Origin of the sequence: Desulfovibrio sp. OH1186_COT-070 (assembly GCF_003860215.1) — a bacterium.
In the GTDB taxonomy this organism is placed as follows: domain Bacteria; phylum Desulfobacterota; class Desulfovibrionia; order Desulfovibrionales; family Desulfovibrionaceae; genus Desulfovibrio.
In genome coordinates this window covers 1-240 of the sequence record NZ_RQYH01000273.1, presented here as the reverse complement: position 1 = coordinate 240, position 240 = coordinate 1, and the positions used below count along the sequence as shown (strand labels likewise).

At 24.2% G+C, this 240-nt stretch carries 1 protein-coding gene; it reads left to right on the top strand.

The window, feature by feature from the left end; translation table 11 throughout:
• Window positions 1-131: 131 nt before the first annotated feature.
• The coding region (locus tag EII23_RS12820) for an SMR family transporter (protein ID WP_079993682.1) at window positions 132-240 on the top strand (109 nt) is incomplete at its 3' end.

Below are 240 nucleotides of genomic sequence, written 5' to 3'. Positions count from 1 at the left end.
TTATTTAATAATAGCCATAAGTACTGAAGTTATTGGAAGTGCATTTCTTAAATCTTCAGAAGGCTTTTCAAAATTTATACCATCCTTTAGAATAAAATTAAATAAAATACGAAAATTAAAAGGAGTTAAAAATGCCTTATATTTATTTAATAATAGCCATAAGTACTGAAGTTATTGGAAGTGCATTTCTTAAATCTTCAGAAGGCTTTTCAAAATTTATACCATCCTTTAGAATAAAAT